At 38.3% G+C, this 12,387-nt stretch carries 13 protein-coding genes and 1 pseudogene; 2 read left to right on the forward strand and 12 right to left on the reverse strand.

Going from position 1 to position 12,387, the window contains the following annotated elements; translation table 11 throughout:
* Positions 1-8: 8 nt before the first annotated feature.
* The 12 genes and pseudogenes from EJN90_RS07830 to EJN90_RS07885 form a co-directional block, all read right to left on the reverse strand.
* Positions 9-206 carry an excalibur calcium-binding domain-containing protein gene (locus EJN90_RS07830; protein WP_227872472.1) on the reverse strand — a complete coding sequence of 66 codons (198 nt, stop codon included), beginning with the start codon at positions 204-206 and terminating at the stop codon, positions 9-11.
* On the reverse strand, positions 190-357 hold the full coding sequence (locus tag EJN90_RS13885; protein ID WP_164544039.1) for a hypothetical protein: 168 nt from the start codon (positions 355-357) through the stop codon (positions 190-192). Before EJN90_RS13885 ends, EJN90_RS07830 begins: the two co-directional genes overlap by 17 nt.
* A 231-nt stretch (positions 358-588) precedes the next feature.
* Positions 589-1,056: pseudogene (locus tag EJN90_RS07835) on the reverse strand (tyrosine-type recombinase/integrase); the annotation flags it as partial.
* A 297-nt stretch (positions 1,057-1,353) separates the two neighbouring features.
* The gene (locus tag EJN90_RS07840; protein WP_126110076.1) at positions 1,354-3,258 is read right to left on the reverse strand and encodes a heavy metal translocating P-type ATPase; all 1,905 of its coding nucleotides are present in this window, start codon (positions 3,256-3,258) and stop codon (positions 1,354-1,356) included.
* Positions 3,259-3,577: 319 nt separating this feature from the next.
* Positions 3,578-3,811, reverse strand: a complete 234-nt coding sequence (locus EJN90_RS07850) for a heavy-metal-associated domain-containing protein (RefSeq protein ID WP_003703288.1) — start codon at positions 3,809-3,811, stop codon at positions 3,578-3,580.
* A 146-nt stretch (positions 3,812-3,957) separates the two neighbouring features.
* On the reverse strand, positions 3,958-4,812 hold the full coding sequence (gene lgt / locus EJN90_RS07855) for a prolipoprotein diacylglyceryl transferase (protein WP_003109035.1): 855 nt from the start codon (positions 4,810-4,812) through the stop codon (positions 3,958-3,960).
* Positions 4,797-5,135, reverse strand: coding sequence for a hypothetical protein (locus EJN90_RS07860; RefSeq protein ID WP_126110078.1), 339 nt, complete (start codon positions 5,133-5,135; stop codon positions 4,797-4,799). The genes lgt and EJN90_RS07860 overlap by 16 nt, the downstream gene beginning before the upstream one ends.
* A gap of 227 nt (positions 5,136-5,362) precedes the next feature.
* Complete coding sequence (locus tag EJN90_RS07865; RefSeq protein WP_126110080.1) at positions 5,363-6,070, reverse strand: Crp/Fnr family transcriptional regulator; 708 nt, start codon at positions 6,068-6,070, stop codon at positions 5,363-5,365.
* Positions 6,071-6,254: 184 nt separating this feature from the next.
* A complete protein-coding gene (locus EJN90_RS07870; RefSeq protein ID WP_034537929.1) occupies positions 6,255-6,827 on the reverse strand; it encodes a Dps family protein in 573 nt (190 codons plus the stop codon).
* A gap of 600 nt (positions 6,828-7,427) precedes the next feature.
* Positions 7,428-8,759, reverse strand: coding sequence for an MATE family efflux transporter (locus EJN90_RS07875; protein ID WP_076768360.1), 1,332 nt, complete (start codon positions 8,757-8,759; stop codon positions 7,428-7,430).
* 15 nt (positions 8,760-8,774) lie between these two features.
* Positions 8,775-9,056 (reverse strand): metal-sensitive transcriptional regulator, encoded by a 282-nt coding sequence (locus EJN90_RS07880; protein ID WP_126110082.1) that lies wholly within the window; start codon positions 9,054-9,056, stop codon positions 8,775-8,777.
* 452 nt (positions 9,057-9,508) lie between these two features.
* A complete protein-coding gene (locus EJN90_RS07885) occupies positions 9,509-10,699 on the reverse strand; it encodes an IS256 family transposase (protein ID WP_126110084.1) in 1,191 nt (396 codons plus the stop codon).
* A gap of 361 nt (positions 10,700-11,060) precedes the next feature.
* Between EJN90_RS07885 and tsaB the strand changes: the two genes are divergently transcribed.
* Both tsaB and rimI read left to right on the forward strand, forming a co-directional pair.
* Positions 11,061-11,786 (forward strand): tRNA (adenosine(37)-N6)-threonylcarbamoyltransferase complex dimerization subunit type 1 TsaB, encoded by a 726-nt coding sequence (gene tsaB, locus EJN90_RS07890; RefSeq protein WP_126110086.1) that lies wholly within the window; start codon positions 11,061-11,063, stop codon positions 11,784-11,786.
* Positions 11,770-12,381, forward strand: a complete 612-nt coding sequence (gene rimI / locus EJN90_RS07895; RefSeq protein ID WP_164544040.1) for a ribosomal protein S18-alanine N-acetyltransferase — start codon at positions 11,770-11,772, stop codon at positions 12,379-12,381. Before tsaB ends, rimI begins: the two co-directional genes overlap by 17 nt.
* The last annotated feature ends 6 nt before the right edge of the window (positions 12,382-12,387 follow it).

Below are 12,387 nucleotides of genomic sequence, written 5' to 3' on the forward strand. Positions count from 1 at the left end.
CTCTCTTTCTATTCACAACCGACTCCGTCACCATCTCGGTCGAACTTCGTATCCCAACCAGGATCTCCTGCTCTGATCGGATCAGCGCCAGCAGCTCGAACTACCGTACAGTTTTGATAGAAGATATTTTTTGGACCGGTGGAGGAGTTTCTTCTACGACTGGCTGTTTCACAACTTTTGATACTGTTTCTAAAAGGGCTCTTCAACAACATTTACTTCAAGAGCATCTGTCCAACTCAATCCATTTGAATAGTCAAGATTAACACTGGGTTGGATATTGGGAACATAAATATGGAACAGGAGGCCTTCCCCATTATCCTCAATGGATAAACCTTTCATATATACACTTGAAGCCAATAAATTATTCCCCTCAAAATGAGGGGGTACTCAATTTAGACACATATTAAATCAATATGAAGTGAAAGGAAAATATAGCTAAAAATACCGTAAAAAAGGTTTTAAACACTAGCACAATTTAAGGAGTGAGTATAGTAACCCTGAAAAATTAAGAGAGGCTAGAATCTATAATACTATAAGGATTTCTAGGTGTTATATAATAAATAGAATTTATATATTTTATTTTAGTCTTTTTTTATAATAGTGGTACCCAAAGGTTTTGCGTAACGTGTGGATGCCGATGTCATCGCGCCCCAACAGCTTGGCTACCTTCTAAAACATTTGGTAGACTGTGTTGACCTCCAAATGGCCGCCTTTGGTACTGGGAAACAAATAATCTTCTGGCTCCAGGTCTTTGGTGTAGTCCTGGATCAAGTCCTGCAGGCTGCTTAAATATAAAATACGTGTTTTTCCGGTTTTTTGTTCCACAATACGGGGGTTTTTCGAGGAAATCACGTCTTTTTTCTTTAATTTCACGATATCGGACATGCGTAAATCGCTATTAATGCCGATCAAAAACAAGAAAACGTCGCGTTCGGCGTTTTTGTTGCGTCTCAAACAGAATAAAAAGTCGCTGATTTCTTGGTGTGTTCGTAATGATTGGACATTATAACTCCTTGAAAAAGTCTCTCCTCTCACAAAACAGATACATGCTTTCATTTATTACACCACACAATCATGTATTGGAAACCGATATAAAAAAAGAACCCTATAGATATAAAGTTCTCGATACATGATTTTATGTAATTTCATGTGTTACAACTTAATAGGAATTTAAATTTTATTATTAGATTTTTTAATCATTTACACGAAAATTAATTTTATAAAGAGCATACTCTATACTCTTATTTTTTTTCAAGAACTCAAAAAAGCGGAAAATCCCAGATTTAAAAATCTGAGTTTCCGCTTTTGTCATTTCAAGGATGGACTATTGTCTCAGCCTCTTCTAATTTATTCTTAAGATATTTTTACTTTCTCTGCAGGTGCTGATACTTCTTTTTGTTCTTTTCGACCTTTCAACTTATACTTCATTAATCTCATGCCGTTGAAAATTACCACCAAGATACTACCTTCATGAACCAACATTCCGATAGACATATTCATCCATTCGCTGAAGAAGACGCTGGTCAACAAGACCAATACTACTCCAATTGCAATCACGATATTTTGTTTCATATTATTTGCGGTGGCTTTTACTAATCCTAATGCGTGAGGCAAGTTGCTGAAGTTCGAGTTCATTAAAACGACATCGGATGTTTCAATCGCTACGTCCGTTCCGCTTCCCATTGCGATGCCAATGTCTGCTAAAGCTAAGGACGGACTATCGTTAACGCCATCTCCAACAAAGGCTACAATTTGACCACGTTGTTGAAGTTTTCCGATATAAGCCGATTTGTCTTCCGGCAACATGTGGCCGTGAGCTTCGGTCAAACCAAGTTCGCCGGCGACCACATCAACGGTTCCTTGGTTATCTCCTGAAAGAACGACTAGATTTTTCACGCCCAAGTCTTTTAATTCCTGCAAATTAGCTTTCACACCCGGACGGACTTGATCGCGAATGCCCATCAGTACTTTTAATTCACCGTCGACCGCTGTCAAAACGAGAGAGTTCCCTTGTTGTTCAAACCGTTTGACATCTTTTTGCACTTTTTTGCTGAGAGTGACATTTTCTTTTTCCATCAAGGCCACATTCCCAACAGCCACTCTATGTCCAGCTACACTTGAAACGATTCCGCCGCCTTTCACGACTTCAGTTCCTTCAACAGGATAAAAGTTTGTTTCTCCAATTTGATTTAAGACCGCTTTTGCTAATGGATGATCTGATTCCCGTTCCACACTGGCCAGATAGCCAAGCGTTTCAGCAGAATCTTTTTCATACAGTTCAGTCGCTGCTACGGTTGGGTTTCCGACAGTTAAAGTACCTGTCTTATCAAATACAATTGTATCCACATTGCTGAAGTCTTGAATGACTTCACTCCCTTTTAAAAGAACACCGTTACGAGCACCATTCCCAATACCGGCAACGTTTGAGACAGGCACTCCGATAACTAATGCGCCTGGGCAACCTAGAACCAAGATGGTGATTGCTAACTCAATATTTTGACTGAACGCCCATACAACAATTGCCAGAACCAAGACAGCTGGTGTGTAGTATTTAGAAAAGCGATCAATGAACCGTTCCGCTTCGGATTTAGAATCTTGTGCTTCTTCCACGAGTTCAATAATTTTTCCAAATGTGGTGTCCTCACCAACTCGGTCAGCTCTGATTTGAATCGTTCCGTTTTCTAAAATGGTTCCTGCAAAAACTTCTGCATCAGCTAGCTTGTTGACCGGAACAGCTTCCCCTGTAATGCTAGCTTCATTGATATGCCCTTCACCCGTAAGGACTGTGCCATCCACTGGAACTTTCGCACCCGTTTTAACGAGCAAGATATCCCCTTCATCTACATCATCCACTTCTACTTCTTCAAATTCGCCATTATCCATTTGTTTCAAGGCGCTTTCGGGTGCCATTTCAGTCAATTCTTTGATAGCAGATCGCGTTTGGTTCAATGTTCGTTGTTCCAAGTAGTGTCCGAATAAGAATAAGAACGTGACAATAGCCGATTCTTCATAATTTTGAATAAAAAGCGCACCAATCGCTGCAATACTGACTAAGACATCAATACTGATGACTTTGACTTTCATTGCTTGAAACGCTTGAATGGCAATTGGCGTAATCCCAAAGACAGAGGCGATGATCAAAGACCACTCTGAAAGTCCTACGTTTTCTAAAACAAAGTGACTGAAGAAACCGAGTGCGATTAACAATCCACTGATGACGGTGATAACATTTTTCTTGCTTAATATATATTGTTGCATGCTTTTTCCCTCCAAATTTAATTTCTCTTTTATTGATAAACACAGTATAAGATAATTGCCTAAGTAATTAATTGACTGACATCAAGTCTTGAAAGAATACGTGTCCCTTTTCACTATTTTTTTGATCTAACAGCCTCAATGACACTTATTCCTCTTTACAGTTATAACGATACCCTCTTTTTATCGAATAAAAATTTACGGCTATCAAGTTTAGAAAGTTCTCTTTTATCGTTTCTAAGCACCTCGAATCGGATTGCAACAAAAAAGCAATCCCGGAAAAATAGCTTTTCTTCCAGAATTGCCTAGTTCATTTAATCTGTTAAGCGGCCTTGACTTTTGCTTTAAGGACCGGATAGCCTACGTTTTCGATAGCTTTTTGAATCTCTTCAATCGAAGTGACAGCTGAATCAAAATTGATTTTGACTTTGCTGGAGTTGAATAATACTTTAATGCTGTCTTTATCAATACCGTTAACTGATTTCAAGGCACCTTCAATTTTTTGCATACAACTTGGACAAGACAACGTTTCTAATTGCAATATAGCTTTTTCCATAATTCCTATCTCCTTTATGTGTTTTTATTTTATCGGCAGCAGATTAATGAACACTGCCTTTTCCTCTTTACAACTGTAGTATAGCTCACTTTTAGCAAACGAAAATTGACGCATATCAAGTTTTGCACTTCTTTTTATCTTTTTGCTCAATTCACCATCTTAATAGTCTTTTTCTGCCCCTTATTGCCATCAGAATAATAAGAAATTGGTGGATAGTCTTGTCTGCGTATAAACCATACTACAATCGCGCCAATAAACAGGGCCAGAGACAAGGCTTGCGAAACGCGGATCCACTCGCCAATCCATAAACTGTCCGTTCGCATACCTTCAATGAAGAACCGACCCACTGAGTACCACAAAACGTAACTCAAAGCGACTTCTCCTTGACGCAAAAGCTGTTTTCGGTTCCGTATAGTGACGATGAGGACAAAGCCCAACAAACTCCACAATGACTCGTATAAAAAAGTCGGATGGTAGTAGGTACCATTGATATTCATTTGTTCAATGATAAATTCAGGTAAATAAAGATTTTCCAAGAATTGACGAGTAACCGGTCCACCATGAGCTTCCTGATTCATAAAATTGCCCCAACGACCAATGGACTGGGCTAACAATACATTGGGCGCTAAAATATCAAGAACGAGTGCCAAAGAAGTACCTTTTTTCTTTGCATACCAATATAGCGTACCCCCTCCTGCAATCAATCCCCCATAAATCGCAATGCCGCCATTCCAAATCGCAAGGATTTGTCCTGGATTTTGCAGATAATAACCAAGTTCAAATAACACATAATAAAGCCGAGCGCCGAGGAGTCCAATCGGAATTGCCCATAAGGCCATATCGATAATGGTATCCTCTTCCAGTCCTTTTTTCTTTGCTTCCTTGGTGCTCAACTGGAGAGCCGCTAATATGCCCGCTGCAATAATGACTCCATACCAATGAATCACAACAGAACCAATCTCCACCGCATGGGGATTCAAAACGCCTAATACGAATTCCATTCTATTTGCTCCATTTCTTCAATTTTTCGCGTCATTCTAGTCATGGTGATGCTGAACAAGATTCCGGCTAAGCTCCATGGAAACCAAACAGTGAATACACTTTTATCTCCCTGGTCACTCGCTTCGTAATACGCCACTTTTCCGTGTCCGATTACGCCGGCTCCTTTTACAACTTCCTCTTCTTTTTCCATAGCTAACCTATCTGCCTCAACAACGTTAGACGTTTTTGCTTCGCCGCCAATCGTGTTCTTGGTGAAAGGGACGACAAAGAATGCACTCGCTGCTGACAACGTGATGGCAACTATCACCCAAAAATAATGCACATTCACCCCTACTTATTTTTACGTTTTGTTCGACAACCCTATCTTAAAGAAAAATAAAACAAAAAAATTGAGGGTTATCATGTTTGTGCTTTTATTTTTCCAATGAATGAAGGTCGTTCTGTCTTAAAAAAACCAAAAACGGACAGATGGAAGCAAAAGCACTGAGTTCTGTCCCGTTGTTAATGAAGAGCGACAGAACACCAACGTGTAGAAAAAAGTGTGTCCGATTATTCGCTGTAAAGCAATAAATCATCTAAATCCTGAATCTTGATCCTTTTCCCAGACAGCTGTTGAATCAATCCCTCGTCCTCCAATTCTCCAAATTTGCGACTGATGGTCTCAGGTGTCGTTCCTAAATAGGAAGCAATGTCCTTTTTTGCCATCGGCAGGGTGATGGTGGGAGAGTTGCCCATTTCAGGTTCCACATTTTCTGCCAAAAACAAAACTAAACGGGTAATGACACTCTCCACGGCTACTTGTGCGGTTTGACGTTCGGAGCTTTCTAACCGCTGCGATATCTCTCCTAGCAGCTTTAACGAAATTGCAGGATACTCTTTTAGAAACTCTTGTACATCATGTTGTTGAATCATGCAGACAGACGTATCTCGAGTAGCTTCTGCGTATTCCTCGTGCACAGCATCAGGATTGAACAACGTCCATTCTCCCGTAAAGTCACCCGGATTCAAAATACGAACTAGTTGCTCTTTGCCAGAATCAGACAAGCGATAGATGCGGACTTTTCCGCGATTCACAATATACAAGGCATCATCTTTTTCTTGCGAGCGAAACAGAAACTCCCCTTTTTGATAGTGATTCGTGTGAGCTTTTCCAGCGATGCGATCCATCGAGCTTTCCTCCAAATGATTGAATATCGGGACTAAGCGGATACAAGCTGAGTGGTTTCCTGCTGCAGGTGGTTGGGTGTATTGAGTCAATTCGTTCTTCCCCTTTATCAGTTTATTGTCCTTTTTTTAACTTTCCTATATTTAGTATAAAGGCCCCCTACCTCAAAAAAATTGACGCTCATCAAGAAAAGTCTTTTTAACGGCAAAAAAATAGGAGCTGGAAAGAGTCCCAACCCCAAAATCTTTAATTTTTAAATGTATGTTTACGAAAAACCTAATCTTCATCCTCATCAAACGCATCGTCGTCTTCCAATGCCTCTTTGCCAATGAACGCTTGCAGCATCCAAATGTTTTTATCTAAGTCATTTTTAAAAGCAATCAGTGTATCTTCTAAAGCATCGTCACCCTCATCTTGTACTAAACGAATAGCACGAATCGTTAATTCACGGGTACTTCTGAAATCTTCGATAATATTTTCAACCATGTCTTCTGCTTTAGCGTATTTATTGATGGCATCTTCTGAAAGCATGGAATATTTTTCAAATTCAGCGGTGGTTGAAGCCGGTTTATGACCGGAAATAATCAAGCGTTCTGCTAGTTTGTCGAACCATTCTTCGTTTTGATTATACAATTCTTCAAATTTTTCATGCAGGGTGAAGAAATTAGCGCCATTTACATACCAGTGATATTGGTGCAATTTCACATGTAAAGTATGCATGTTCCCTAAAAGATGATCCGAAATGGCCGCTGCATTAATTTTTGTATGATGGACATGTTCCTTGTGTTCTTGTTCTTCTTGAAATCTTTCTTGGGGTGTTCTTTCTTGAGAAGCTTTATTTTCAGTCATGATCTATTCCTCCTATAATTTTGGTTTGTTTAAAATAGCTTCCTTTGATTCCTCCTTTTCCTTTACTGAATTTAGTATAGGATAGATTTCCGTTAAAAAAATTGACGCTCATCAAGAAAAGTATTTCTTAATAGACGCCAGGCTTCTCTATTAAATTCAACTGAAATAATCAAAGGAATGAAGTCGTTCCCTCCAAACAAAAATTTCATTAAAGTAGGGCCTAAAAAAAGAATAGCAACTATACTTTGTCAAGAGACCTGACTGCTATTTTTTTGCTTGTTATTCTTCAATTACCAAATGTCTTGCCTTGCAGTATATTTAATACTCTTTCTCACTAGTGTTGCATGCAACACTAGTGAGAAAGAGTATTAATAAGATTAACCTAGACGAATAACTTTACTTTATTTATGTCATACCATAAATAAAAATTGAAAAGAATTTTTTTATTTATTTTTAGTAGATCGATTAATAGGAGTTTTAGCTTATGGAATACCTATATTATTATTAGTTTTGACTGGTTTTTATTTTTATGACGGTTTGTCAAATTAATCTCTTATTTTGCAATACATGATTCTATTCAATTTCATGTATTAATTTGGTTTATAAATTTTGATATTTATTATCTAAGGTCTTAATATTATTTTTGAATCTATAGACTAAAAATAGAGAACGTAAAGATAAGTCTATAGCGATTGACAACCACACACCGGCTATACCTAGATTAAATATTTTTGATAATACAATGACTCCAACCACTCGAATAACCCACATGCCAAATGCCGTGCTGTACAAAGGTGATTTGGTATCCCCCATACCTTGCAATGAACCAGTGGTAATCAAACTGATAGCTAAAACAGGCTGTGCGAATGAATCGATTCTAAGAGCTGTTACTATCTGATTAATTGCTTCTGTATCATCGGTAAATAGTGTGGCGAATAATGGTGAACCGAAAAATAAAATGACGCCTAAAAAGGACATAAATATCACTCCGTATTTAGCAGATGAATAAGCGTAATGGTTAGCTTTCGGTAAGTCCTTTGCCCCAATGCTATTTCCAACCAAAGTAGCTGCTGCTGTAGCTAACCCATATGCAGGCATATAAGTGAAGCTCTCAATATTTCCAGCTATCGAATGAGCAGCAAAAGTTTTTGCGCCAATACTTATAATTAAACCAAAATAAAGAACTTGACCTAAGCGCATAACTAGGCGTTCTAGAGTAGCTGGAATAGTAAGGTTAATTAATGACTGATAATTCGATTTTTTAAATATAGTTAAGAAATCTATAGGACTGCTAGATTTTTGAACCCTATTTAACAACAAAATTGTACCCATTAATCGTGAAATCGCAGTACCAATTGCTGTTCCAACCACACCTAATGCTGGAATAGGACCTAAACCGAAAATGAGAATATAGTCTAATATTATATTTCCTATATTTACGACAGCTGTTACCTTCATGGGTGTTTTTGTATCTCCAGTTGCTCTCAAGATGCTACCTAATACAGTCATGAGGGAGATAAAGACTGAACTTCCGCCGACAATATAAAAGAATTGTTTTGAATACGTTAAAACTTCAGCTGAAGCACCCATAGTCGCTAACAAAGGTTCTCCAAGAAAAAGAGAGCCAAGAGAGAAAACAAGGCCTACACCAGTCGCTAAAACAACCGATTGGTTGGTGACTTTTTGGGATTCTTTTTCTTTATTTGCTCCTAGATATTGAGCAATTAAAGCAGATGAACCCACCCCTAAGGCAATAAAAACAGCTAAATAGACATTTAGTATAGTGTTGGCAACTCCAACAGCGGTTACGGCCAGTAATCCAATTCTAGAAATCATCAGAGTGTCGATAAAACCAACGAGTGTCTGTAAAATGTTTTCAATCGTGGCTGGAATTGCTAAAGAAAGGACTTTATTTTCTTTTAATTTTTTCATGAATGATTAACCTTCCTAAATCATCTTACTGTATTGTTTAATAGCACGACGTAAACTCTCTAGTTCTTTTTCAGTTTGACCGCTCGCAATAGCGTCCCTAAAGGTATGGTCGGCATGAGCTTCCAATAAAATCTGACTAATCTTTTGTAATGCAGATCGTGAAGAGTTCAACTGAACAATCACCTCGTCATAAGGCCGCTCGTCAATAATCATGTTTTTTATCCCGCCAATTTGACCTTCAATACGATTCAGGCGTTTAATTATACTCACTTTGCTGTGATCTGGATGATGTGTCATAAAATGCCTCCTATAGTTCTAATAGGGTATGCCCCTATACCCTATTAGAATTATAGGATTGGGTAATAAAAAAGTCAACCGTTAGTCAGTAATGTCATTGATTAGTCAAATAAATCTATTGCAGTATTAAACCCTGCTTTCTATCGGGTTACACTTTTCATATAAATGGCGATTATTGCGAAATTATGCTCATCAGACATAGCCAAAGACATAATCGCTCAACGTTGTATTTTTCTTCTCCTTTTTATCATAAACGGTGGGTAAAGATACATAGATAATGAGATATCCTTTAAAACTAAAAAGAGACACTTTTCTTTTGAAAAAGTGCCTCTTTTAATCTGTGTCTTAAACGATTGTTTTTAATACATATATCATAGAAGAATTTTACCAAGTATTACTAGGGGAGCGTCAATAATTTTGTGTAAATGGTTCTTCCCTACTGTAGATTGTTTCTAATTCTCCATCGGTTGACTCAGCATTTGTTCGAGCTCGCCTTCGGCCTGTTGGAAACCTTTATGACTGCGACCTAGGAATTTTTGGTTGTAAGTATCAAAAGACGAGACTAAGAAACGTTCCATCGACTCTTCATTTTGGAACTGTTCCTTGCGGTGGCTGTATTTCTTGATTTGCTTATTAAAGGATTCAATCAAGTTCGTAGAGTAAATAGTCTTGCGTATGGCTAATGGGAAATCATAGAAAGTGAGCAGGTAATCGTTCGAAAGGATCGATTCCACCATTTTTGGATAGCTGGTTTTCCATTTTTCCGCAAAAGCACCACGTGCTTCCAATGCCGCCTTTTTAGATGACGCTTGATACACCATTTTAAAATCATCACAGACTTCCTTACGATCATCGACACGCACTTTGTGACTGATATTACGGGAAACGTGCACACAGCAATGTTGAAAACGGGCTTTGGGGTAGAACCGCTGCACGGCCCCTGCCATCCCCTTTAAGCCATCCGTGATGAAAAGGAGGACGTTTTTCACGCCACGTTCCTGGAGGTCTATTAAAATCTCTTCCCAAATCGTGATAGATTCAGTTGGTGCAATCGCATAGCTCAACACTTCCTTTGAACCGTCCGGGCGAATGCCTACTGCGATATGAATGGCTTCCTTGGCAACGGTTTTCCGCTTTAAAGGGATATAGGTTGCGTCCATATAAATAGCGGAATAACGGTCATGAAGCTCACGTTCCTTAAATGAAGTGACTTCTTCCGTAAATGATTTAGTCATATTGGACATGGTTTGGGGCGTGTAGTGATGCCCATACATTTTCTCAATCAAGTCTGCGATTTCCGACATGGTAATACCTTTTCGGAAGAGGTGAATGACGGTCTCCTCTAAGGTATCATTCGTCCGTCTATAAGCAGGAACAGTCTGTTGCTTGAACTCGCCGTTGCGGTCGCGCGGAATCTGGAGATGAAGTTCCCCGTACTCGGTCTTGACCGTACGGTCATAGGAGCCGTTACGAGAATTCCTCGTGTTAAAACCAATGCGATCATACTTTTCGTAATCGAGGAAAGCTGTTAACTCCGTTTTGAGAAGCGTATTGACTGCTTTCTCCAAATGGACACGGAATAATTCATTCAAATCGCCTTTGTTTGCTAGAGTCTTTAGAATTTCTGTAGTAAAATCGTTCATAGGGAAGTCCTCTCTTCTGTGAATGTGTTGTGGTAACTCTATTCTACAGAAGGGACTTCCTTTTTTCTATTTACACAAAATATTTTACACTCTCACGTTATGATTGAGAATAATTATATTAATGTAGATGTTTTAAACATTTATAAGCGAATTGAAAGCAATGAATATGATAGAGCCTTTATTAAAAAAAATTTAAGAAACTTTATGCTTCTAAACCCTTATTCAACAAAACCATGAAATCAATTCGATAAGAAGATTTTTATAATTAATTACGTTATAATAATGAGTAAGAAAATGTGTGAAGCCGTACAAAACTACTTGTTTGAAAGGTGGTACAAGCGGCTTGGAAGGAAGAGTTTTTTTGAAAATACTAGCTATTGAATCATCAAATCAAACAATGAGCGTTGCAACTATGGAAGATGGATTAGTTGTAGCTGAATATACTAGAAACGGTAATCTTCAACATAGTACCCAATTAATGCCTGCTATTGAGTATGTTTTAAAAAGCTCTGATTGGGAACCAAAAGATTTAGACAAAGTAGCAGTCTCAAAAGGACCAGGTTCTTACACAGGAGTTCGGATTGGTGCAACAATTGCGAAAACGTTAGCGTGGACTCTCAATAAACCACTCGTAGCTGTTTCGAGTCTGAAAGTTCTCGCAGCAAATAGCATGTTTTTTGAGGGATTGATTATCCCCTTAATGGATGCACGACGAGGTAATCTATATACAGCAGGTTACAAAGTAATAAATGGCATACTGGAAGAAGTGTTAGCAGAAACACATGTAGCAAGTACAGAATGGTTTGACCGGATTGATCAAGAAACACATTCAATTTTATTTATTGGTCAGGACATCCCAAAATACGAAGAACAAATAAGGGAACGTTTTGGTAATCGAGCACGGTTTGCTCATAAGAACGAATGGTTACCAAGAGCAGGAATATTAGCCAGTTTAGCAAAAGATGAGCTGGAAGAAGACGTTCATACTTTTATCCCAGAATATTTAAAGAAACCAGAAGCTGAAGAAAACTGGCAAAAAACTCATCAAGAACCACGAAAGGGTGAGTACGTTGAAAGAATTGATTAATCAATTCCAAAGTTTCGTTGAAACCATTCAAAATGAAATCGTACATCCACAAAAAAGCCTATATCTTTCTAGCCGGGTTGATTATCTGCCAGAGACGTTTATAGTAAATGATGGTACAAAAGTACATCTAGAAATTGGCGAGAGGCGTCATATTGCAGATGTTTTGTATATTGAAAAGCTTGGCTATAATGGTCAAACGCCTTGGGGATATACGGCATTGGAAAGTGATATTGTTCGAAATACAAAGTCACTCTATTTAGTTGTCTACCACAATTTAGAACCAATTGCTTTTATAGGCGTTCGTTTGGAAAATTCCGATATTCATGTGACAAATATTGCAGTTGTTCCTGAATGGCAACAACAAGGAATTGGACAGAAATTATTTGATTTATTAAGCGAAGTTGCAAAAGAGGAACAAGTATCCACATTGAGTTTAGAAGTTCGTATTTCAAATAAAAAAGCCCAGAATCTCTATAAAAAGCTTGGTTTTGTTGCTTTACGTATAAAAAAGAATTATTATCACGGAGATGGAGAAGATGCAGTTGATATGTCTTTGACTCTGGAAAAAAGTGACGAGAAGCATTTGGGGAAATAAGGATGG

Origin of the sequence: Jeotgalibaca ciconiae, from assembly GCF_003955755.1 — a bacterium.
Taxonomy (GTDB): domain Bacteria; phylum Bacillota; class Bacilli; order Lactobacillales; family Aerococcaceae; genus Jeotgalibaca; species Jeotgalibaca ciconiae.

Excerpts from the sequence above, each read along its gene's own strand:
- EJN90_RS07875 (WP_076768360.1), bottom strand. The coding sequence starts at position 8,759 with ATGAAAAAATTAAAAGAAAATAAAGTCCTTTCTTTAGCAATTCCAGCC.
- EJN90_RS07870 (WP_034537929.1), bottom strand. The coding sequence starts at position 6,827 with ATGACTGAAAATAAAGCTTCTCAAGAAAGAACACCCCAAGAAAGATTT.
- EJN90_RS07840 (WP_126110076.1), bottom strand. The coding sequence starts at position 3,258 with ATGCAACAATATATATTAAGCAAGAAAAATGTTATCACCGTCATCAGT.
- EJN90_RS07885 (WP_126110084.1), bottom strand. The coding sequence starts at position 10,699 with ATGAACGATTTTACTACAGAAATTCTAAAGACTCTAGCAAACAAAGGC.
- EJN90_RS07880 (WP_126110082.1), bottom strand. The coding sequence starts at position 9,056 with ATGACACATCATCCAGATCACAGCAAAGTGAGTATAATTAAACGCCTG.
- EJN90_RS07850 (WP_003703288.1), bottom strand. The coding sequence starts at position 3,811 with ATGGAAAAAGCTATATTGCAATTAGAAACGTTGTCTTGTCCAAGTTGT.
- lgt (WP_003109035.1), bottom strand. The coding sequence starts at position 4,812 with ATGGAATTCGTATTAGGCGTTTTGAATCCCCATGCGGTGGAGATTGGT.